A 21,527-nucleotide genomic window follows, 5' to 3' on the forward strand; every position below is an offset into this window, starting at 1 on the left:
GCCGCAAGCACTCCGCAAAGGCGATACCTCGCCCCTCCCCAGAGGCGGTTCCCCGGTCCTCCCCAGATGCGATACGACCCGAATCATGGTCTTCTGGTCAGGTGAGTTTCACCCGAACAGGTGAAGCCGCCGTGGACGCCGACCCCCGTCGCTGGTGGGGCTTGGTGATCATCGCCCTTGCGCAACTCATGGTCGTCCTCGACGCGACCATCGTGAACATCGCGCTCCCCTCCGCCCAGAGCGACCTCGGCATCTCCGACGGCGACCGGCAGTGGGTGATCACCGCCTACACGCTGGCGTTCGGCGGACTGCTCCTGCTCGGCGGCCGTATCGCCGACCTGGTGGGCCGCAAACGCACCTTCGTCATCGGCCTCGTCGGCTTCGCCGCCGCCTCCGCGCTGGGCGGTGCCGCCACCACGTCCGGCATGCTCTTCGGCGCCCGCGCCCTCCAGGGCGTCTTCGCCGCCGTACTGGCCCCGTCGGCCCTGTCGTTGCTGACCACGACCTTCACCGACCCCAAGGAGCGCGGCAAGGCCTTCGGCATCTACGGCGCCCTGGCCGGCAGCGGCAGCGCGATCGGGTTCATCGTCGGCGGTCTGCTCACCGAGTACCTGGACTGGCGCTGGTGCCTGTACGTCAACGTGCCCATCGCCGTCGTCGCCGTGATCGGCGCCCTCGCCCTGCTCCACGACAGCCCCGGCCACCCGGGCGCCCGCCTCGACGTACCCGGCGTGCTGCTCGGCTGCGGCGGCCTGGTCGCCATCGTCTACGGATTCGCCGAGGCCGAGCCGCGCGGCTGGACCGACCCGATGGTCCTCACCCTCTTCGCGGCGGGGGTCGTCCTCCTCGCGGCCTTCGTCTGGTGGCAGACCCGGGCCCCGGTGCCCCTGCTGCCGCTGCACATCATCAAGGACCGCAGCCGCGCCGGCTGCTTCCTGACCATGGCGCTGGCCGTGATCGGCATGTTCGGGCTGTTCCTGTTCATGACCTACTACCTGCAGGTCATCCTCGACTACTCGCCGGTGATGACCGGCCTCGCCTTCCTGCCGCTCACGGCCGCGATCATCACCGGCTCCACCCAGATCGCCGCCCGGCTCCTGGACCATGTGGCGCCGCGCCTGCTCATGGCCCCGGGAGCCCTGCTGGCGGCGGTCGGCATGGTGCTCCTGACCCGGCTGACGGTGCACTCGTCCTACGCGGCCGACATCCTGCCCGCACTGATCCTCATGGGCCTCGGCATGGGCCTGATCTTCATGCCGGTGTTCGCCACGGCGACGGCGGGTGTGGCCCCGCAGGACTCCGGCGTGACCTCCGCGACCGTCAACACCTCGCAGCAGGTGGGCGGTTCGATCGGTACGGCCCTGCTGAACACCATCGCCACCACCAGCAGCACCGCCTACATCACCGCCCACCTCACCGATCCGGCCCAGCGCGCCCTGGTCACCAAGGAGGGCATCGTCCACGGCTACACCGTCGCCATCTGGTGGGCCGCCGCCATCATGCTCCTGGCCGGCCTGATCGCGGCCCTCATGGTGACGGCGAAGCCCTCGAAGCACGGCGCCCCGCAGGAGGCGCCGGTCCCGGAGTCGGTGGCCTGAGAAACGGGGGGAGGGGCCCCACTGGACCGCGGAGCCCCTCCCCCACCCTCTGCGAAGGCCTCAGGCCCCGGGCAGCGATCAGCCGGCGACCGTCTTCGTCGCGTTGCTCACCGCCGCCCCGTCCTGGTGCCCCGTGCGGTGCGCGATCACCTTCACGGTGATCTTCTTGCCCTTCTGCGCCGACTTCAGCACCAGCGACGACTTGGTCGCCCCGCTGATCGCCCTGCCGTTCGCGTACCACTGGTACGCGTACGACGTCGCCGCCGGCGACCAGGCCCCCTTGGACGTCTTCAGCGTCCTGCCGACCTTCGCCGTCCCGCTGATCACCGGCAGCGTGGTCGCCTTGGGCGCGTCGCCCTTGGCCACGGTCACCGCCGCCGAGGTCGCCGATCCGCTGACCCAGCCGGACTTGACCGCGGTGACGGTCACGGTGAGCTTCTTGCCGACCATCGAGGCGGGGACGGTGTACGTCGACGCCGTCGCCCCGCTGATCGCCGTACCGTTCGCCTTCCACTGGTACGTGTACGACGACGGGGTCGCCGACCAACTCCCCGGTGCAGCCGTGACCTTGGCGCCGGTCTTGGCCGTGCCGGTCACCTTGGGGGCGGCTGTGTTCTCCAGTTTGGGCTGGGGGGTCACGGTGAAGGTGCCGCGACCGAACTCCCAGCCGCGCGTGATCACGCTGACGTTCCAGGTACCGGTGGCCGCACCGGTCAGGTCGAGGGTCGCGGTCACCGTCCGGTTGTCCGCGGAGACCGAGTCGGCCGCCGCCGTGATCGTCTTCCCGGCCTGACTCAGCCGGACGGTGACATCGGGGCCGAGCGCGGTTCCGGTGACCGTGAGCTTCACCTTGCCGCCGGCCGCCCCGGTGTCGGGGCTGACCGCGGTGACGGCCGTCTCCTCGGTGCCGCACGGCGCGGACGTGCAGGTCAGCTTGGCGCTGTAGGCCGTACTCGGCGCCTTCTCGGGCAGGCCCAGCAGGAACAGCGTCGGCGTGCTCTGCGGGGACGAGCCGAGCGCGTCGCAGTCGTAGCCCTCCGGGATGTAGTGCGTGCAGCCGTTGGCCCAGGTCGACGTGTTGTACAGCACCGGTACCGCCGTGGTGGTGGCGCCGGCGGTGTCCTTGATGTCGGTCTCGAAGCGGTCGAACCCGGCGGTCGGCAGCGCCGCGCACACCGCGGTGCGCGACTCGTCCAGCGTGCCCGTGATCGGCCCGTACCCGTACGCCACGGACGGCACCTTGACGCACTCCGGCGCGGGCCCGTCGGCGGTCGCGATGCGCAGGGCGTCCAGGCGGTACTCGGGCGCGGCCCTGAGGTTGGCCGGGGTCTGCACGAGGACCTGGTGGGTGGTGGACCCGGTGACCGCGCAGGAGGTGTTGCGGAAGGAGCACTCCATGCGGCCGTCCCCGGCGACGACCGCGGAGTTGGCGGTGCCGAGGGCGTCCCGCACGTTGACGTGCACGACGTCGGTGTCCGCGGCGGTGGTCACCTGTCGGCAGTCGAGGGTGCCGGGGGCGCCGTACGCGCTCTTCACGGAGGGTCCGCCGACCTTCGCGGCCGCGGTCTTCGTGCAGCCCGCCGAGGAGGCGCTCGCGGTGACGTCGCGCCGGGTCAGGGTGTAGGTGGCGGCCTGGTCGCGGCCGGTCACCAGCACGGTGTGGGCCTTGCCCGGGGTCAGGGAGCAGATGGTCCAGCCGTTGGTGGTGGCCCAGCGCTCGCAGACCCGCTTGCCGTCGGAGTCCAGCACCGAGAACTCCGCGGAGGAAGTCCCGGAGGTGGCGATCAGCTGGAAGACCTCGGCGTCCGTGTGCGCGTCCGCCGGGATGCCCAGGCAGCGCGAGAAGACGCCGTCGCCGGTGGTCAGCGTGGCCTTGGCACCGTCCGCGGCGAAGCTGCCGGCGGGCAGGACGGGGCAGCCCTGCGCGACGTCGGTGCGGTGGAAGGCCACCGCGTAGGCGCCGGTCGCCGAGTCCCCCTCGTCGTCGGTGTGCACCAGCGCCCGGTAGGGGGCCTCGCCGGTGAGCGCGCAGTCGCCGCCCTTCAGCTCGTCCTCGTCGCACTGCGGGGTGCCGGCCCGGTCCAGGACCTCCACCTCGGGGGTCAGCCCGGCCGAGGAGAGCGAGGTGAGCGCGGCGATCCGGGCGCCTTGCGGGGCGTCCAGCGTCAGGCAGTCGTACTGACCGGCCGTGCTCAACTCGCCCTTGTACAACCCCATCCCGGTAGGCACGCACCCGGCGTCCGAGGCGCGGTCGAGGACGAGCAGGTCGTCATGGGCGCCGCTGTAGGGGGAGGTGCCGTCGAGGGTCGCGGTGTACGTACCCGCGGCCGGCAGCCGGCACGGGTCGCCCGTCCGGCAGGCGATCTTCCCGGCCGCGTCGTACACCTGGACGGGGTTCGCGGAGTCGTCGTCGACCGCGTGGACCAGGTAGGACCCGGCCTTGTCGACGGTGAAGGTGAAGCAGGGGTCGGAGTCGAAGTCCAGGCCCTGCGGCGGCCCGAAGGGGCGCACGGGCGCGGTGCGGCAGCCCTGGGGGTCGGTCAGCGCGCGCACCTTGACCGCGTACTCGGCGGGGAAGCCGTTCCCCGCCTCCGTGACCTGGGACAGCACCCGGTACGGGCCTTCGCCGGGCAGCACGCAGCTGAAGGTGTCCTCGTCGTCCTCGGTGATGCGCGGGCAGATCCGGGCACCGCTCGCGTCGGTGATCCACGCGACGACGAAGCCGTAGACGCTCGTGCCCCGGGTGAGGCGGACGCGCTCGCCCGGCTTGCCCTCGAACGCCTGGCAGTCGACCTCCAGTCGGCTCGCCGAGGTCCGGCTCACCGTCGGCAGGTCCCAGGAGGTGCCCACCGGCTCGAAGCAGCCCTGCGTGGCCGAGCCGAGCGGGACGACGGTGACCTCGGCCTCCTCCGGGTCCGCCCAGCCGTTGTTGACGACCTTGACGGTGTAGGTGCCGGCCGCGGGGACCTGGCACCAGCCGTCGTCGGAGAACTGCTCGTCGTAGCAGTCGACTTGGCTGCCGTCCTCGGCGTACATCTGCGCGTACGCGTTGTTGCCGCTGTCGTCCAGCAACATCCGGTACAGGCCCGCCTGCGGAGCCGTCACGGAGAAGCAGGCGCTGTCCTGGGCCGGCACGGTGGCCTTGCCGACGGCGCCGGCCGGGTCGCCGAAGGACGCGAGCGCGAGCGGCGCGCACTCCGCCTCGACGGCGACGGCGGGGCTCGCCCCGGCCAAGGTCAGAGTCGAGGCGAACAGCGAGACGACAGCGGCGAACACGGCCGCGAACTTGGCCGCCCGCCCCCGTCTCGCAGCCGGACAGGAGTCGTCGTCGGACACGGAATCCCCCCTGGATCAGTGGTCGTTGAGGCGATAGTCGCACAGGAGTGCGACAACGCACTCGCGAGTATCCAGGGATGAAAGCGGCGAGAGTTTCGTCAGTGCCGCCCGGCCACCCGGTCGGCGATCCGCGCCAGCCTCGCGGACTCGGCGCTGTTGGTGAGGTGCTCCCGCCGGTCCGCCGCCCGGTAGGTGGCGTACAGCCCGTGCACCCCGAGCCACCGCAGCGGCTCCGGCTCCCACTTGCGCACCTTGTGGCCGACCCAGGGCAGATCGGTCAGCTCGGTGCGCCCGCCCTGGCCGGAGTCCTGCTGCACCAGGTCCCGCAACGTGCGGGCCGCCAGATTGGCGGTGGCGACGCCGGAGCCGACGTAACCGCCCGCCCAGCCAAGCCCCGTCGACCGGTCCAGGGTGACCGTCGCGCACCAGTCGCGCGGCACGCCCAGCACGCCCGACCAGGCGTGCTCGATCCGGACCGGGGCCAGCTGCGGGAAGAAGCGCACGAGGATCTCCCGCAGCGCCTCGACCGTCGCGTCCTGCGTACGCCCGTCGTTGTCGGTCCGCGACCCGAAGCGGTACGGCACCCCGCGCCCGCCCAGCGCGATCCGTCCGTCGGCGGTGCGCTGCGCGTACATGTAGGCGTGCGCCATGTCGCCCAGCGTCTCCCCGCCGTCCCAGCCCACCGACTCCCACTGCTCCTGTGTCAGCGGCTCGGTGGCGATCATCGAGGAGTTCATGGGCAGCCAGGTCCGCTTCTGGCCCTTCAGGGCGGCCGTGAAGCCCTCGGTGCAGCGCAGCACGTACGGCGCGCGGACGGTGCCGTACGGCGTGACGGCGTGCTTGGGCCGGATCTCCGTCACCGGCGTCAGCTCGTGGATCGTCACACCGAGCGCCGCCACGGCCGCCGCGAGGCCCTTCACCAGCTTCACCGGGTGCACCCGCGCCCCGTGCGGCGTCCAGGTCGAGCCGACCGCGTCCGCGACCTTGACGCGCTCGGCGGTCTCGCGGGCACCGAACAGCTCGCGGTCCTTCTCGCCGTACGACAGCTCGTGCTCGTGGAAGGCCTTCAGGCGCGCCAACTGGGCGGGGGTGCGGGCGACTTCGAGGACACCGCCCTTGTGGAGGCCGGCGTCGAAGCCCTCTTCGGTGACGGCTCGGGCGACCTCGTCGACGGTGTCGTTCATGGCCCGTTGCAGCCGTACGGCGGCCTCGTGGCCGTGCAGCTTCGCGTACCGGTCACGCCCCGCGATGCCGTTGTACAGCCAGCCGCCGTTGCGCCCCGAGGCGCCGTATCCGCAGAACTTCTGCTCCAGGACGGTGATACGGAGGAAGGGGACCGCCTTCTTCAGGTAGTACGCGGTCCACAGTCCCGTGTAGCCACCGCCCACGATCACCACGTCCGCGGAGGCGTCCCCCGCGAGCGGCTCCCGCACCTCGGGGAGGCCGTCGTCCGCGTACCAGAAGGAAATGCCGCCGTTCACGGCACCACTCACCGAGCTGCTCATGCGAGGACGTTAATTCGAGTGAGCCGATTCCCCCACCCCGCTACGGTCACAAGGTGATCGACATTCCGCAGGAGCTCGCCGCATCACAGCAGGAGTACAACGGGGAGGCGGGCCGCGCCTTCATCGCCGGACTCCCGGACCTGACGGCCGGCTTCCTCGACCGCTGGGAGCTGACGGTCGACGGACGGCCGATGCACGGGGTCTCCGCCCTGGTCCTCCCCGTCCTGCGGCGCGACGGCACCCCGGCCGTCCTGAAGCTGCAACTCCTCGACGAGGAGAGCGAGGGCGAACCGGTCGCCCTGCGCCTGTGGGACGGCGACGGGGCGGTACGTCTCCTCGACCACGACGAGCCCACCGGCACCATGCTCCTCGAACGCCTCGACTCGTCCCGCATGCTCGCGCACCACCCGGAGGCACACGAGTCCGTCCTGGTCATCGCCCGCCTGCTGGCCCACCTCACGTCCTCCCCCGCGCCCGCCGGCCTGCGCCGCCTCGGCGACATCGCGCAGGCCATGCTGGAGCAGACGCCCTGGGCCCTGGAGCACATCCCGGACCCGGGGGCCCGCCGGATCGTCGCCGACTGCGCCGCCGCCGTACGGGAGGTCGTCGACGAACCCGGCGACCGCCTCCTGCACTGGGACCTCCACGACGAGAACGTCCTCGCCTGTGAGCGCGCCCCCTGGCTCGCCATCGACCCCAAGCCCCTCGCCGGCGACCCCGGCTTCGAGCTGTGGCCGGCCCTCGACAACCGCTTCGACGCCGACGACGTCCGTTGGCGCTTCGACGCCATGACCGACGTACTCGGCCTGGACCGGGCACGCGCGCGTGCGTGGACGTACGGCCGACTCCTGCAGAACTGCCTGTGGGACATCGAGGACGGCCGCCCGCTTCAGGAGCGGCAACTGGAAATCGCCAGGCGCCTGCGCGAGCCCCGCGGCTAGCCTCACCCCATGATTCGCACCGCCACCCCCGCCGACGTCCCCGCCCTGCACACCCTGATCCGCGAGCTCGCCGAGTACGAGAAGGCCCCGCACGAGGCGAAGGCCACCCCGCAGCAGCTCCACGAGGCCCTCTTCGGCGACCGCCCGGCCGCCTACGCGCACATCGCGGCCGACGACGCGACCGGCGAGACCGTCGGCTGCGCGATCTGGTTCCTGAACTTCTCCACCTGGCGCGGCGTCCACGGCATCTACCTGGAGGACCTCTACGTCCGCCCCACCGCCCGCGGCGCCGGCCACGGCAAGGCGCTGCTCACCGAACTGGCCCGGCTGTGCGTGGAGCGCGGCTACGAGCGCCTGGAGTGGTCCGTACTGAACTGGAACACCCCGTCCATCGCCTTCTACGAGGCCCTCGGCGCCCGCCCCCAGGACGAGTGGACGGTGTACCGCCTGACCGACGAGGCGCTCACCGAGCTGGGCGCCGCACCGGAGCGCGGGGCGGCGTGAACGTCCTGCGCATGACACGCCACCGAATGGGCACGGCTTCCTGGCATGAGCCACACGAATATGCGCCGCATGAACTCCCCCGCGCCTGAGCCCGACTTCATCCCCGGCCTCGAACTCTCCCGCCGCTTCTACACCGACGCCGTACGCCCGTTGCTGGAGGAGGCCGCCCCCGGAGTCCCCCACTCCGCCGCCCGCATGGGCAGCGGCTCCGAGGTCCTCGGCTACGACACCCCGCGCTCCGCCGACCACGAGTGGGGCCCGCGCCTGCAGGTCTTCCTCCACCGCCACGACGTGCCCCGCCACGCGGCCCACATCAGACACGTCCTCGCCGAGCACCTCCCGAAGACGTTCCTCGGCCACCCCACCCACTTCGCCCCCGCGGGAGAGGCGGACCGGGACATCCGCGTCATGCGGCTCACCGACGGCCCCGTCCACCACCGCGTCGAAGTCACCGGCACCTCCACCTGGGTCACCGACACCCTCGGCTTCGACCCGGCGCAGGGCATCACCCCGGCCGACTGGCTGGCCACCCCCACCCAGCTGCTCGCCGAGGTCACCGGAGGCGCCGTCTTCCACGACGGCCTGCACACCCTCACCCCGTTACGCCGAGCGCTGCGCTGGTACCCCCACGACGTCTGGCTGTACGTCCTGGCCTGCCAGTGGCAGCGCATCGCGCAGGAGGAGGCCTTCGTGGGCCGCTCGGGCGAGGTCGGCGACGAACTGGGCTCCGCCGTCACCGCCGCCCGCCTGGTCCGCGACCTGATGCGGCTCTGCCTCCTGATGGACCGCCGCTACCCCCCGTACGGCAAGTGGCTCGGCAGCGCTTTCGCCCGCAGCCGCGTCGGCCCCCGCCTGACCCCGGACCTCACGGCCGTCCTCGCCGCCACCGACTGGCACACCCGCGAACAGCACCTCACCCACGCGTACGAGATCGTCGCGCACCTGCACAACGAGCTCGCCCTGACCGACCGCGTCGCCCCCACCACGCGCCCGTACCACTCCCGCCCTTTCCGGGTGCTGCGCGCCGACCGCTTCACCGAGGCCCTCACCGCCCGCATCACCGACCCGGTCCTGCGCGACCTGCCGCTCGTCGGCGCGGTGGACCAGTTCCTCGACAGCACCGACGTCCTGGCCCGCCCCGAACTGACCAGGGCCGCGGGCCAGGTCATGCGAAAGCCCGGGTCAGAACGGATCTGACGCCGCGACCGCTTTCAGCTCCCGCTCCACTGCCTCGCCGATCGTCCCGGCGTCACCCCCGCGCAGGTTGCTGACGACGGTGAGGGTGTAGGCGTCGGCGGTGTGGACGAGGCAGAGGTTCGCCGTGCCCGGCGGGGAGAGCTGCGGCAGGGGGACAATGCGCGACAGGGGACGGCCGTGCAAGTGGCTGGGGTTGTCCCGCCACTTGAAAGCGGTGCACAGGCTGGTGGTGAGTTCCGGGCGTGCCAGCCTCTTGGCCATCACCCCGGCCAGCCACGGCACGGTACGCGCGGCGGCCTGCAGTGCCGGAAGGATCGCGCGATGGGCGTCGCAGCGTCCGTCGAACGCCGCGACCTCCTCCTGGCACGCCTGCAGACGCGCCACCGGTGATGCGAGGTCGACGGGCAGCGCCATGCGCAGCGCGGTGACGCCGTTGCCGAGATGGTGGGCGTTGTGGCGGGTCCGCAGGTCCACCGGCACCGTGGCGTAGAAGGGGGTCGGTCCCTTCGGCCAGGACCGCAGGGGACCGTGGCAGGCGCGCAGGGCACCGGCGTACGTACTCAGCAGAAGCTCGTTGAGTGTCGATCCGCGCCCACCGGCCGGCCGGCGGCGGGCCGTGCGCATGATCTGCGGGTCGAGCTCGACCACGGCCACCGACGGCCGCGGTTCGCCGGGGGGAGCCGACGGAAGGGGCTGGCCGGGGACCCCGATGCGACGCAGTTCCCTGCACACGGTGGCGGGAGGAACGGCAGGGCGCTGTTGCCCCGCCGCGAGCGGGTGGGCCGCCCCCTCTCCGAGCGGCCCCGGCGCTACGGCGTCATCCATCAGCAGCCGGAAAAGGGTCTCCAGGGATCTGCCGTCCAGCAGCGCGTGATGGGCGAGCAGCACGATGGCCTGCCGCGTGACCAGCAGCCGCCACAGTGGCCGTTCGACCGGCAGCCTGTGACTGACACCGTCGGTGAGCAGGGATTCCAGCTCCTGGTCCGTGGCGGTGATGTGGGCGACGGGATCGAACGGCCGGGCGGCCGACCACCGGTGGCCCGACAGCGCCGCCGGCCCGGCGGGGGGCTGGAGGACCAGGCTCATCCGGTCCAGCCCGCCCCACCGGTCACGCACCCGGGACCGCACCTGTGCCAGGTCGAACGGCCCCCCGGGAAACACCGCCGCGATGCCGATCGTCCCCGGCATTCCGTTGCGGAGGTGCCCTTCCTCGATGGCCGTCAGCCTCATGTTCCAGCCTCTCGTTCCCAAGCCCCCCTGAGTACTCGCCTCCCGCCTCCCGTGATCAGGCGTGGGGTGAATCGAACACGACACAGGCGTTGTGGCCCCCGAAGGCGAAGCTGTTGCTGATCACCGGCCCGTCCGGGATCTTGCGTGGCTCAGCGGTGACCACATCCAGTTCGCATCGCGGGTCCAGCCGCGTGAGATGAGCCGTCGGAGGCGCGAGCCCTTCGTGCACGGACCACGCCGTGATCACGGCTTCCAGCGCTCCCGCCAGCCCCAACCCGTGCCCGGTCACAGCCTTGGGTGCGGTCACCGGCACGGCACGCGAGCCGAACAGGGCGCTGATCGCCCGCGCTTCCGCGAGGTCGTTCAACTCGGTTCCGGTGCCGTGCGCGTTGACATGAGTCACGGCGTCGGCCGTCGTACCGGCGTCGACGAGCGCCTGCTCCATGCACGCCCGCGCACCGGCACCGTCGGGATGCGGTGCCGTGAGGTGGTGGGCGTCGGAGGTACGGCCGTATCCGGTCAGCGTGGCGTAGATCCGGGCGCCCCGCGCGCGGGCGAGGTCCAGCCGTTCCAGCACCAGGAACGCAGCCCCTTCGGCGAGGACGAATCCCTGCCGCCCGACGTCGAACGGCCGTGACGCGGCGGCGGGATCCTCGCACTCGGTGACCATCGCACCGGCCCGCCCGAAGGCCAGCGCGGTCGTCGGGGTCAGGGGGCTGTCGTGGCCTCCCGCCACCACCACGTCCGCACACCCGGCCCGGATCATCTGCATCGCCTCCCCCACCGCATGCGTCCCGGAGGCACAGGCGGTGGAGACCGTCAGGCTCGGGCCGGTGATACCGAGCCGGGCACTGATCCAGTACGCCCCCGCGTTGTGCATCAGCCGAGGCGCGTACAGCACATCGGGATGCCCGATGCCGTTCTCCTGACTGATCACCCCGCCGTAGCCGGTGCCGGTGACCACCGCCCGCCGACCGGCTGCGACATGGAGCCCGCCGGCGTCCTCGACGGCGTCCGCGGCCGCGCACACGGCCATCTGCACCGAACGGTCGGCCCGCCGTACCTCCTTGGGCGTCAGATAACCGCCCGGGTCGAAGTCGGGCATCGCACACGCCGGGTACACCACTGCGCCCTCGTCGTCGAAAACATGCAGCGACGTCGCCGAACGGCACTCCGCCAGGCTCTCCCACAGCGCTGCCGGACTCGCTCCGGCGGCGCACCGCACTCCCAGGCCGGTGACGGCGACAGCGGGTCGGCGGATCATCGGGCGAGGGGGCTGCGGGCGGCATGGGTGCGCAGCCTCACGATGAGGTCGGCCACATCACCCACGGTGGACACTCCGGCCTTGTCGGTCCCCTTCAGGGACACTCCGAACAGCTCCTCCGACGCCACTTCCAGCTCGGTGATGTCCAGGCTGTCGGCTCCCAGGTCGGCCACCAGCCGGGCCTGCGGCACGACCGCCTCCGGCGGCACCGACATCACCCGCGCGCACAGCGGGCGCAGTGCTTCCCATACGTCGCCGTGTTCCACATCCATGCAACTGCCTCCATCTCCTGGTGCCGTCAGGGCTGACTCACACCGACGGCGTCGCCGTCCGGGCCCATGTCTCGAACTCCGTGACGACCGCGTCGGCGAGCCGTCTCGCGTCGTTCGGGCGCAGGTTGCACACCGCGGTGAGCGTGAACGCGTCCCCCGCCTGTGCCAGGGCGAAGCTGACCGTGCCCGGGTGCTGCAAGGGCGGCAGCCCGACCGTGCGCACGAGCCGACGGTCCTGGAAGACGCTCGATCCGCCGGGCCACTTCATGGCCGTGGTCGCGGTCGCCGCGAAGCAGGAGTGCCGGCCGCGGTCGGCCAGCAGCCTGGTCACCCAAGGGCCCGTCCGGCGTACCGCCTCCGCCGCGGGGAACAGCACGGTGGCGTGCACCGCGGCCCGGTCGGGGACGGTGGCCATCGCGGCCTGACACGCCCGCAGCCGCGCCACGGGACCGTCCACGTCGACGGGCAACGGAACCCGAACGACTGTGAGCGTGTTCCCGAGTTCTCTCGGATTCGCCCGGGTGCGCAGATCACACGGTACGGCCGTGTACACGGGTTCATCCCGCTGCCGCCACCGCCGTACCGGCCCGTACTGGGTCCGCAGCGCCCCGGCCACCGCACCCACGAGCAGCTCGTTCAACGTCGCGCCCCGGCCGTCGGCCGGCTGTCGGCGGGCGGATCGGACCGTGTGCGCGGACAGTTCGCTCACCGCGACCGAGGGATACGTCTGCTCCGCCGGCCGCATCGGAAGGGCCTGTCCCGCGGCCGCCATCGCCCTGAGCTCCCTGCCCGCCGCCCGCAGCCCGGTACGCGACAGCGCCGCCGACCGGCCCGGCTCCCTCGTCTCCACGGGGCTGTCCATCAACAAGCGCATCAACGTCGCCAGGGAGCGCCCGTCCAGCAGCACATGCTGGGCCACGAGCGCCAGAGCGAAGTCGCCGCCGTGCGCCGCGTCCGGGACCACGAAGAGCCGCCAGGGCGGCACGCCACCGCCGAGCGGCCGGTCCACGCTCTCCGCCCACAGGTCGTCCAACTTGTTGCGTGCCACGGTGACATGTACAGCCGGATCGAACGGTCCCGGTACGGCCCACCGCACCCGCCCCGGCCGCGCCGTCCCGCCGTCGCCCGGTGAACGGTCGAGCACACAGTTCATCCGCTCCAGGCCCGTCCACCGCTCGGCGACACGCGCCCGCACCCGCTCCACATCGGGCCGCTCACCGGCGAAGACCGTCGCCAGTCCGATGACTCCCGGACACCCGTTGAGCAGCAACATCTCGTCGGCACAGGACAGTCTCATGCGATACGCCGCCATCCTCTTCCTTTGCTGTCCGCCGCCGACGAGCTCCGACCTCACAGTCCGACGCCCGCCCCGTGGTGGAGCGGGCGTCGGACCTAACGCTTCACACGGGCTACTTGACCGCGCTGTTGCAGCCCATGTCCGAACCGAGGTGGCTGGGCTGCGCACCCGGCGACCCTTCGCCGTTGAGCGCGTTGGCCACCGCGCCGTTGAGGACGCCGAGGCTGCCGAGGACGTCGATGTTCATGTCGTGCGAGCGGCACTCGATGCCCTGCGTGATGTCGAGGTCGTGGGCCCCACCCTCGCCGTGCGCGAAGGCGGTGCCGACGCCGAAGGAACCGACGCTGCCGAGGACGGCGCCCAGGAGGGCGACCTTCTGAAGCTTGTGCATTACTTCTCCGTTGGTCTAGCGGATGTGCTGTGCAGCAGATCGAGTTGGGACGGTGGATACGTACGGAAAGGCCCTCAGCCGAGCCGGGGCAGGCCCAACTGGCCCACGGGAGGCGCCGCGACCTGTCCGAGGCCGAGCCCGGGAACCTGCGGTGCGCTCGCCGGCGAGAGCAGCGGGTTGATGAGGGGGTTCACCTGCGGGTTGACCTGCGGGTTCACCTGCGGCGCGACACGCGGCGGGGGCTCCGGGTTGAAGACCTGAGGCGCGTTGACCTGCGGAGCGACCTGCGGCATGACCTGGGGCGCCGTCTGCGGGGTGACCTGCGGCACGACCTGCGACACCGGCGACTGCTGCGGGGCGGCCTGCTGCTGGGCGCGCGGCTCGCTGGAGGCCTGCGCGGCGCCCCCCGACGCGGCCGAGGCGGAGGCGTAGCCGCTCTGGTGCTGCGGGGCGGGCGCCGGAGCGGGCGCCGGGGCCGGGGCCGGAGCCGGAGCCGGAGCCGGAGCCGGGGCGGGCGCCGGGGCCTGGTACTGAGGCGCCGGCTGCGGGTGGGGCTGCGGAGCCGAGGCCTGCGCGGTACCCGTCGAACGAGCCTCGGCGATGGCCTGCTGAGGTGCCTGGTACTGGGGGGCGGGGGCCGCGTACTGGGGAGCGGGTGCCGGGGCGTACTGAGGCGGCGCGTACTGCGGAGCGGGCGCCGGGGCGTACTGAGGCGGCGCGTAATAGGGAGCAGGCGCCGGGGCGTACTGAGGCGCCGGGTACTCGGGGGCAGGCGCCGGGGCACCGTTGTACCCGGCGGGATAGTAGTCGGCGGCCTCGCTGACGCCGGCGCCGATGGCGGTCAGACCGCCGGCCGCCGCTACGACGAGCGCGGCCTTGTGAAGCTTGCGCATGGAACCCTCGGCCCTTCATTACCTGTGCAGGGAAATCCGTTGTATTTCAGTGCAATCTTGCGTGCGCTCAGTCTGATATTCGTACTGCGCCCTTACAGGGGTAATGCCTGAGCTGTCATGTGGACTTCACGCCGGAGCCGACAGCAGATCCAGTTGCCCTCTCTCTGATTCCTGATCGCTGCCCTCTCTCCGCTGGCAACGACATTTGTCCGGCCAGGTCACGGGATCTAAAAACCCGTCACTCAATTGCCATCGGTCGGATAACCGGCTATCCGGACTTGTCACCCCGTCAAGGAAAGCGAATGGGTGACCCCACCAAGGCTCACGTGACCGGACCCACACTTATCTCGTTCCGCACAGGGTCAGAGCGATGGCCCATCGCATCCGTAGGGCAGCAGAAAAGCTAAAGCTGCACCGACTCATAGCATTTCCATACGTTCCATGCACAGGTCAATGAAGGGCCGAGGTTCCATGCGCAAGCTTCACCAGGTCGCGCTCGTCGTCGCAGCAGCCAGTGGTCTGTCAGCCATCGGCGTCGGCCCCAGCGTCGCCGACGCTCCCGTCGGATACGGCGGTACCGCCCCGGCCCCCGCGCCGCGGCAGGACGCTCAGGCCGCCACGTGGACCCGCTCGCAGACCAGCGTCCAGACCTCCAACGCGCCTACGCCGCACCGGGAGCCGGCGGCCCCCCAGCGGGGCGCCGAGGTCAGCCCGCAGCTCAACCCCCAGTTGAGCCCGCAGCTCAACCCGCAGATCTCCCCTCAGCCGGCCTCGCAGGAAGCCCCGCTGCACAACTCCAACCTCTTCCGCCCGTACCAGGAGTGCAGCCCGCAGTCCCTGCTCAACGCCGCCGTCCCGGTCGCCGTACTCGCCGCCGCCGAGAACCGTGGCATCGACTGCCACCAGGCCAACAGCCAGGCGAACGCCGTCTCCAGCGCCCGCTCCGTCAGCTAGGGCCGCGCTTCGAAAGGCAGTTCGACGTCGTGTACTGATCACGTCGAGCGATCCGAGAAGATCCGACGAAGGCTCAGCGGGCGGCGCCGGACGCACCGTTGCCCCGAGGGCAGCAAGTCCGCCCGTCCGCCTGAGCGCACAGAACGGCAGCCGATCAACGGGGCAGCGCGAAGGCTCCCCACAGCGCGGCGGGCTCCCGCGCGAACCTCAACTACCCGCGCAGCCGCGGCATCCACTGCCCGATCCCGAGACGTCCTCGAGGATCGCCCTTCTTGGAAAAGGGCCCGCTCGCGCGCGATGCGACTTCTGGGTGCTTCCCCGACGAGAGCACGAACACCGGCGCGTCGTCGGGACATTTACGGATAGTTCCTATTAACTCCCGTAACTGTACGAAGTCGATCTCTCACGGATCGCACCCACCTCACTCCACCGGAGATGACATGCACAAGCTTCGCAAGGCTGCCGTCCTGGTCGTCGCCCTCGGCAGCGTCGGACTTCTGGGCGCCGGCACTGCCACCGCACACGGCAACGACGGGCACGGCGGCAAGGGCGGGGACAAGTTCAGCGTCCTGCAGAGCTCCTCCTGCAAGTCCCACGACCTGAACCTCGACGTCCTCGGCCAGGTCGGCATCCTCAACGGCCTGCTGGGCAACGGCCTCAACGGCGAGGGCAACGCCGGTGGCCAGGACACCCACCTGGGCTCGACCATGGGCTGCAACAACAGCGCCTTCTAAGAGCCTGACGGGCCGCACAGGCGGCCGATGACGGGAAACAGGTCCCGGTACCGAGCCTCAGGCACGGTACCGGGACCCCCTTTTTTTATGTCGATATCCAACGCACAGCCAGCATTTCCCGGCCATCGGCCAAGGCGGTGAGACTTTTCCGAATTCGGCGTGCCGTCGATTTCTTTGGATTACTTCCTATTAGCCTCCGTAACCGTACCAAGTCGATCTGAAATAGGTCGCACCCACTCCACTCCACCGGAGATGAACATGCACAAGCTCCGCAAGGCCGCCGTCCTGGTCGCCGCCCTCGGGAGCGTCGGGCTCCTGACCGCCGGCGCCGCCCATGCCGACCAGGGCGGCTGGGGCTCGAAGAGCAACGGCAAGAGCGGCACGAACTTCAGCATCCTGCAGAGCACGAGCTGCAAGTCGCACGACGCCAACGCCTCCATCCTCGGCCAGGTCGGAATCGCCAACGGCCTGGGCGGCAACCTGCTGAACGGCGAGGGCAACCCGGGCGCGCAGGAGACCTCCCTGGGCTCGTCGATGGGCTGCAACAACGCCGTCGGCAAGTGACGTAAGCCAGACCCTCCCCCCGGTGCCCCGGCCGCAGAGGCCGGGGCACCGGTCTTTTGTCGGCCAACCGCCGCCCGGAAAGCCGAAATGCCGGACCGGGAGAATCCCGGTCCGGCATTCGCCGATCACCCCTCAGAACTTGAACTTGAACTTGGGCAGCTTGTAACTCTTCGGCAGATCCGCCTTGTTGGAGCATTCCACGACCGGTCCGGACTTCACGTCCCCGCCGTTCAAGAGGCTCCCATCGGAATATGCGAAGCGCGGCCGCTCGATCGTCTGGCAGTCCTGCTTCTGCTTGACGACATACTTGCCGCGCTTGTCCTTGCGGACGATCTCGCTCTTCTTGATGCAAACGATGTCGCCCTGCTCGGAGATCGTGCAATCACCCTTGGGATCATCGGCGTACGCCGGCGCGGCACCGCTGTAGAGCACGGCGAGAGCGCCAATGAGCCCTGAGACGGTTGCGATCCTCTGTCGACCGATCATGTGCTGCCTTCCTTTGCAAATCGAGGCCCGAACGCCTGTGCCGCCGATCGGCACGCGTTCGAGCCCGGGAGAAGGTCGAAATACGATTGGGTGCAGCCCGGCCGCGCACCCTGATGGGTTTGTTGCGCGTCCGGGCTGCTTTGCTAAGGGTGTTGTCCAGTACACCGTTGAACACGGTGCTCCGAGGGAAGTCGATGCGCCTGTCGCGACGTTGCGAGGCGATGTCTATGAGGTCGGCTGTGGAGCGAAATCCCGAGCCGATACCGAGCCACCCGCCTCGCGGCCGTCACGACGACAACCGCAGTGCCCTGAAACTCGCGCACCGAACCCCCGGTATTTCTTTACTGAGCCGTGGTCGGAGCGGTGTACTCGCCGTAGCCGTACTCCGGAGCGACGGTCTTCGGAGCGGCCTCCGGAGCAGCCTGCGGAGCAGCCTCCGGCGCGGCCGCGGGCGCAGCCGCGGGGGCGGCGTACGCCTTGTCGTCGTGGGCACCGCCCCACGTGGCCACCGCGTTGGCCGTCGAGGTAGCGACCGCGGTCACGTTCTGACCGTCCCAGTCACCCTCGCCGGCGAAGGCGGCACCCGCACCGGCACCGAAGGACAGCCCTGCAACCGCCGCGGCTACGACCGCAACGCGCTGAAACCTGCGCATAGTTTGACCCTTTCTTCCCGGGCACGAGGCCCTGGTTGACTACTTAGTGTGAGCATATACATGCGAACCGTAGCAATTTGGGATCTTCGACCCTTCTTTGTGTCGTGTCGGCTCATGCCAAGGAACCCTTCCGTCCGCTTCGCCATGGACGTGAAAGGCACTGTTCTCCCTTGAAAGAAACGACAGTTCCCCGAGGGCGAGTCACGGGCAGTGCGGGACGCTCACCCGTTTGCCGACGCAGCGCTCCCGGACGCGAAAGCGGCGGATGGCCGGACCAGGTCGCGCTGGTCCGGCCATCCGCCGCTTGAAGGCAGGGAAGTCGGGAGGTTCCGCCCCGGGACTCAGATGGGCAATCCGAGCTGCGTCAGGCGGGGTTCAATGTTGTTGTCGCTCTCGGGCGCGGGCGCGGACGCTTGGGGCGCCTCGCTGGCACAGGTGATCTGGGGACCGAGCCGAACGCGCCCAGGGTTCAGCAGGCCGGCCGCGGGCAGGGTCAACGGCTCCGTCGGCTGGCAGGTCACCGACCGGCGCAGGGCGATGTCCTCGCCCTCCTTCGTTTCGCCCACGATCCGCTGGGTGCAGACGATGTTGCCCTGAGCGTCGGCGCCACAGACGCCTGGCAGGGCTACGGCGTAAGCCTGGCTTGCGCCGATCCAGGTCATGGCGAGGCCGCCGAGGAGCCCCGAGACAGCCGCGATCTTCTTTCCGTTGAACATGTCCTGCGTCTCCTTTGTGAGGGGTGCCCCGGGGTGCCGTGCACCGCGAACTGCCGCGACGGGCCCCGGGGATGTCGGAGAGACGGGCCCCGGCGTCCGACTCGTGTCCGGGACGCGGGGCCGCATTGCTTACGAAGTGAAGGACTGACCTGAAGTGAGGTGAAGGACCGACCTGCCGGAGGGCACTGGGGCCGCAATCCGTGCCCGAGCCGAAGGCTTCAGGGCATCGAGGTTCAGGTCGTGCGCGCGCAACCGCTCATCGACGCACCGGAGTTCAGTGCCGTAGCGCACGCGTACGGGCCCGAGGAGCGGCCTTGCGCTCCGGGCAGCCGCACATGAACGGGCCCCCTCGGGGGATGACCCCGAAGGGGCCCGCGGAAGGCGTCGGCACGACTACGCCGCCGACCTCAACCAGTGAAGGCGTTGTTGAACTGACCGCAGGTCGTGTCGAAGGTCTCGGCGAGACCGAGCACGGCGATCGGGAGGTCACCCTCGGCCACCGTCTGCGGGCTGCACTCCTGGTAGGGGCGGTAGAGGTCGGTGCTCGCCTCGTAGGCGACACCGGTACCGGCACCGATGGCGGACAGGCTGCCGGCCGCCGCTGCAACGATCATGACCTGGTGAAGCTTGCGCATGGAACCCTCGGTTTTCATTACCTATACATAGAGGCTGATTGCCTACTGTGACTGCACGAACACTAGCAGTTACGAACCGGTTCCATGCCGGTGCATGTCCCGTGTCCGAGAGGGGAGATGGGTGCACGCGGCGTTGCCGAGAGTGACGGAGACGACTCAAACCCGGCCTGGCGCAGGCTTACTTAGGAGCGAGCGTCGCGCTCAGGCTCTGCGGCGGGTTGTGGATGTTGGTGGAGCCCCCTGTCGGATTCGAACCGACGACCTGCTGTTTACAAGACAGCCGCTCTGGACCAGCTGAGCTAAGGAGGCCTGCACGCGCAGTCACGCACGCGCCCGTGCAGTGTACCCAGGTTCCGAGTGGGCCCTGTCGAAAATTTCCGCGAAGTTCACATGCCTCCAGGTACTGACAGATCAGGCGAACGCCAGGTACCGTCCAGAGCCAGTCCGCACATGTGGACTAAACCAACCACCTTCCTACAACGGATCGTCCGGCACGTTCCTGCCGGTAGAAGGGGGCCCATTCATCATGGCCACTGTCTCGTTCGACAAGGCGACCCGGATCTACCCGGGTACCGAGAAGCCCGCCGTGGACGCGCTCGACATCCACATCGAGGACGGAGAGTTCCTCGTTCTGGTCGGCCCGTCCGGCTGCGGCAAGTCCACCTCGCTCCGCATGCTGGCGGGGCTCGAGGACGTCAACGCCGGCGCCATCCGCATCGGTGACCGCGACGTCACGCACCTGCCGCCGAAGGACCGGGACATCGCCATGGTGTTCCAGAACTACGCGCTGTACCCGCACATGACCGTCGCCGACAACATGGGCTTCGCGCTCAAGATCGCCGGCGTGCCGAAGGCGGAGATCCGCCAGAAGGTCGAGGACGCCGCGAAGATCCTCGACCTCACCGAGTACCTCGGCCGCAAGCCGAAGGCCCTCTCCGGTGGTCAGCGCCAGCGTGTCGCCATGGGTCGCGCCATCGTGCGTGAGCCGCAGGTCTTCCTCATGGACGAGCCGCTGTCCAACCTGGACGCCAAGCTCCGCGTGTCGACCCGTACGCAGATCGCATCGCTGCAGCGCCGTCTCGGCATCACCACCGTCTACGTCACCCACGACCAGGTCGAGGCCATGACGATGGGCGACCGCGTGGCGGTCCTCAAGGACGGTCTGCTCCAGCAGATCGACACCCCGCGCAACATGTACGACCGCCCGGCCAACCTCTTCGTCGCCGGCTTCATCGGCTCCCCGGCCATGAACCTGGTCGAGGTCCCGATCACCGACGGCGGCGTGAAGTTCGGCAACTCCGTCGTCCCGGTCGACCGTGACGCGCTCGCCGCCGCCACCGACAAGACCGTGACCGTCGGTGTCCGCCCCGAGCACTTCGACGTGGCCGGCTCCGACTCGGAGCAGGGCCTCGCGGTCACCGTGAACGTGGTCGAGGAGCTCGGCGCCGACGCGTACGTCTACGGCACCGCCAAGGTCGGCGAGGACTCCAAGGACCTCGTCGTCCGCGTCAGCGGCCGTGACGTCCCGGAGAAGGGCAGCACGCTGCACATCGTCCCGCGCTCCGGCGAGACCCACGTGTTCTCGACCTCCACGGGTGCGCGCCTCTCCGACTGAGGAAGCGCCCCAGGGCAGGTACAGGCAGCACAACCCCGGGTAATTCACCCAGGTTGACGAAGAGGGCCCCGCAGATGCTTGCGGGGCCCTTCTCGTTGTCGACAAATACCCCTGCAGATCGGTCATTTCGAGCACTGTGCGTCAACGCACCGCCGAGAAATGGGACCCCTCCGTCCCCCAAACCGGTGACCGAATGTCGCCATGTCAGCACCGAACGCTACTCTCACTCGCGTGAAGCACTCCACCACCCAACAGACACGACGCGGCCACCGGGGCCCCGCCCGCCAGCTCGGCCGCACTCTCGCCCTCGTCCTGCCCGTCGTCCTGGTGCTCTCCGGGACCCTCGCGGTCACCCGGGTCAACTGGTCGGGGAACCCCTCGGACTCGGTGCTCACCGCGACCGACGTCTCGAGCGCGGACGCGAAGCACGCCGCCCCGCGTGCCCCGCAGGACGTGCTGCGCGACCAGCTGCTGACCGAGCTGCAGGCGGAGAACCCGGGCGTCGCCCTCACCCACCTCCAGCAGGCCGTCGACGACCGCCCGTCCCTGGGTCGGCACTGCGCCTCGATCGCCCGCGCCCTCGGCCGCGCCGCGGTGCGCATGTACGGTCCGACGCGTGCGCAGTCGTACGCCCGGCCCGTCTGCGACACCGCCTTCGCTTCGGGGGTGGCGGCGGCGCACAGCTAGCCCGGTTGATTAAGGAACGGTTGCAGGCGAATGCCGCGAGCGGGGCGCCGCGTAC

At 70.3% G+C, this 21,527-nt stretch carries 21 protein-coding genes and 1 tRNA gene; 9 read left to right on the forward strand and 13 right to left on the reverse strand.

What is annotated here, in order from left to right; genetic code table 11:
- Positions 1-101: 101 nt before the first annotated feature.
- Complete coding sequence (locus PBV52_RS21530; RefSeq protein ID WP_274240271.1) at positions 102-1,598, forward strand: MFS transporter; 1,497 nt, start codon at positions 102-104, stop codon at positions 1,596-1,598.
- 78 nt (positions 1,599-1,676) lie between these two features.
- Here PBV52_RS21530 and PBV52_RS21535 read toward each other — a convergent pair whose 3' ends face one another.
- Both PBV52_RS21535 and PBV52_RS21540 read right to left on the reverse strand, forming a co-directional pair.
- On the reverse strand, positions 1,677-4,934 hold the full coding sequence (locus PBV52_RS21535; protein ID WP_274240272.1) for an IPT/TIG domain-containing protein: 3,258 nt from the start codon (positions 4,932-4,934) through the stop codon (positions 1,677-1,679).
- Between the two features lie 98 nt (positions 4,935-5,032).
- Positions 5,033-6,439, reverse strand: a complete 1,407-nt coding sequence (locus PBV52_RS21540) for an FAD-binding oxidoreductase (RefSeq protein WP_274240273.1) — start codon at positions 6,437-6,439, stop codon at positions 5,033-5,035.
- A gap of 26 nt (positions 6,440-6,465) precedes the next feature.
- Between PBV52_RS21540 and PBV52_RS21545 the strand changes: the two genes are divergently transcribed.
- The 3 genes from PBV52_RS21545 to PBV52_RS21555 are packed head-to-tail and all read left to right on the forward strand — an operon-like array spanning position 6,466 to position 9,081.
- Positions 6,466-7,380, forward strand: coding sequence for an aminoglycoside phosphotransferase family protein (locus tag PBV52_RS21545; RefSeq protein ID WP_373922018.1), 915 nt, complete (start codon positions 6,466-6,468; stop codon positions 7,378-7,380).
- Positions 7,381-7,389: 9 nt separating this feature from the next.
- Entirely contained in the window at positions 7,390-7,884 is a 495-nt protein-coding gene (locus PBV52_RS21550; protein WP_274240275.1) for a GNAT family N-acetyltransferase, read from the forward strand.
- Positions 7,885-7,929: 45 nt separating this feature from the next.
- On the forward strand, positions 7,930-9,081 hold the full coding sequence (locus PBV52_RS21555; RefSeq protein ID WP_373921893.1) for a DUF4037 domain-containing protein: 1,152 nt from the start codon (positions 7,930-7,932) through the stop codon (positions 9,079-9,081).
- Here the strand turns inward: PBV52_RS21555 and PBV52_RS21560 are convergent.
- From PBV52_RS21560 to PBV52_RS21585, 6 genes are all read right to left on the reverse strand, one after another.
- Positions 9,067-10,311, reverse strand: a complete 1,245-nt coding sequence (locus tag PBV52_RS21560; protein ID WP_274240276.1) for a wax ester/triacylglycerol synthase domain-containing protein — start codon at positions 10,309-10,311, stop codon at positions 9,067-9,069. The genes PBV52_RS21555 and PBV52_RS21560 overlap by 15 nt on opposite strands.
- Before the next feature lie 55 nt (positions 10,312-10,366).
- On the reverse strand, positions 10,367-11,575 hold the full coding sequence (locus PBV52_RS21565; RefSeq protein ID WP_274240278.1) for a beta-ketoacyl synthase: 1,209 nt from the start codon (positions 11,573-11,575) through the stop codon (positions 10,367-10,369).
- The gene (locus PBV52_RS21570; RefSeq protein WP_274240279.1) at positions 11,572-11,847 is read right to left on the reverse strand and encodes an acyl carrier protein; all 276 of its coding nucleotides are present in this window, start codon (positions 11,845-11,847) and stop codon (positions 11,572-11,574) included. Before PBV52_RS21570 ends, PBV52_RS21565 begins: the two co-directional genes overlap by 4 nt.
- A gap of 37 nt (positions 11,848-11,884) precedes the next feature.
- Positions 11,885-13,144, reverse strand: a complete 1,260-nt coding sequence (locus PBV52_RS21575) for a WS/DGAT domain-containing protein (RefSeq protein ID WP_274240281.1) — start codon at positions 13,142-13,144, stop codon at positions 11,885-11,887.
- Positions 13,145-13,256: 112 nt separating this feature from the next.
- Positions 13,257-13,535 (reverse strand): hypothetical protein, encoded by a 279-nt coding sequence (locus PBV52_RS21580; protein WP_274240282.1) that lies wholly within the window; start codon positions 13,533-13,535, stop codon positions 13,257-13,259.
- Positions 13,536-13,609: 74 nt separating this feature from the next.
- Positions 13,610-14,428: a hypothetical protein gene (locus PBV52_RS21585; RefSeq protein ID WP_274240283.1), complete on the reverse strand. Its 819-nt coding sequence runs from the start codon at positions 14,426-14,428 to the stop codon at positions 13,610-13,612.
- Positions 14,429-14,899: 471 nt separating this feature from the next.
- Between PBV52_RS21585 and PBV52_RS21590 the strand changes: the two genes are divergently transcribed.
- The 3 genes from PBV52_RS21590 (at position 14,900) to PBV52_RS21600 (ending at position 16,680) form a co-directional block, all read left to right on the forward strand.
- The gene (locus PBV52_RS21590; RefSeq protein WP_274240284.1) at positions 14,900-15,382 is read left to right on the forward strand and encodes a hypothetical protein; all 483 of its coding nucleotides are present in this window, start codon (positions 14,900-14,902) and stop codon (positions 15,380-15,382) included.
- Between the two features lie 440 nt (positions 15,383-15,822).
- Entirely contained in the window at positions 15,823-16,116 is a 294-nt protein-coding gene (locus PBV52_RS21595; RefSeq protein WP_274240285.1) for a hypothetical protein, read from the forward strand.
- Positions 16,117-16,374: 258 nt separating this feature from the next.
- Complete coding sequence (locus PBV52_RS21600) at positions 16,375-16,680, forward strand: hypothetical protein (protein ID WP_274240286.1); 306 nt, start codon at positions 16,375-16,377, stop codon at positions 16,678-16,680.
- 132 nt (positions 16,681-16,812) lie between these two features.
- Here PBV52_RS21600 and PBV52_RS21605 read toward each other — a convergent pair whose 3' ends face one another.
- The 5 genes from PBV52_RS21605 to PBV52_RS21625 form a co-directional block, all read right to left on the reverse strand.
- Complete coding sequence (locus tag PBV52_RS21605) at positions 16,813-17,166, reverse strand: hypothetical protein (protein WP_274240287.1); 354 nt, start codon at positions 17,164-17,166, stop codon at positions 16,813-16,815.
- Positions 17,167-17,507: 341 nt separating this feature from the next.
- The gene (locus PBV52_RS21610) at positions 17,508-17,819 is read right to left on the reverse strand and encodes a hypothetical protein (protein WP_274240288.1); all 312 of its coding nucleotides are present in this window, start codon (positions 17,817-17,819) and stop codon (positions 17,508-17,510) included.
- A gap of 341 nt (positions 17,820-18,160) precedes the next feature.
- Entirely contained in the window at positions 18,161-18,535 is a 375-nt protein-coding gene (locus tag PBV52_RS21615) for a hypothetical protein (protein ID WP_274240289.1), read from the reverse strand.
- A 407-nt stretch (positions 18,536-18,942) separates the two neighbouring features.
- The gene (locus PBV52_RS21620; protein ID WP_062714168.1) at positions 18,943-19,170 is read right to left on the reverse strand and encodes a hypothetical protein; all 228 of its coding nucleotides are present in this window, start codon (positions 19,168-19,170) and stop codon (positions 18,943-18,945) included.
- A gap of 231 nt (positions 19,171-19,401) precedes the next feature.
- A tRNA-Thr gene (locus tag PBV52_RS21625) sits at positions 19,402-19,479 on the reverse strand.
- 217 nt (positions 19,480-19,696) lie between these two features.
- Here PBV52_RS21625 and PBV52_RS21630 point away from each other — a divergent pair.
- Both PBV52_RS21630 and PBV52_RS21635 read left to right on the forward strand, forming a co-directional pair.
- Positions 19,697-20,785 carry an ABC transporter ATP-binding protein gene (locus tag PBV52_RS21630; RefSeq protein WP_274240290.1) on the forward strand — a complete coding sequence of 363 codons (1,089 nt, stop codon included), beginning with the start codon at positions 19,697-19,699 and terminating at the stop codon, positions 20,783-20,785.
- 231 nt (positions 20,786-21,016) lie between these two features.
- Positions 21,017-21,472 carry a hypothetical protein gene (locus PBV52_RS21635; RefSeq protein ID WP_274240291.1) on the forward strand — a complete coding sequence of 152 codons (456 nt, stop codon included), beginning with the start codon at positions 21,017-21,019 and terminating at the stop codon, positions 21,470-21,472.
- Positions 21,473-21,527 lie beyond the last annotated feature (55 nt).

The sequence above is a fragment of the Streptomyces sp. T12 genome (assembly GCF_028736035.1).
Taxonomy (GTDB): domain Bacteria; phylum Actinomycetota; class Actinomycetes; order Streptomycetales; family Streptomycetaceae; genus Streptomyces.